The following is a 223-nucleotide window of genomic DNA, read 5'->3' as shown; positions in this document are numbered from 1 at the left end:
TCGTCCTCGATCAGCTGCAGAAACTGTTGATAGCCAACACTATTGCGTGACGGCGCGGTCATGGTGACCGCATGGCCGTCACGCACGCGCAGCCCACCGTAGACCCAGGTCTTCTCCGGACCGCGCGAGTAGTCCAACTCGGCGGTGATCCGATGCCCGTCGGGTGACCAGCCCGGCGCCGGCGGAAAGGAACGAGGGATCACCGGACCGAGTTCATCGGCGA

The 223-nt window shown here is 64.6% G+C and carries 1 protein-coding gene; it reads right to left on the bottom strand.

Translation table 11 applies throughout. The features are described 5' to 3' along the window. The coding region (locus ACX4ZE_RS23545) for a hypothetical protein (protein WP_480275660.1) at positions 1 to 223 on the bottom strand (223 nt) is incomplete at both ends.

The sequence above is a fragment of the Nocardia sp. TBRC8007 genome (assembly GCF_056629435.1).
Note: the sequence above shows the minus strand (reverse complement) of the source record. Positions and strands in the feature narration are given on the sequence as shown.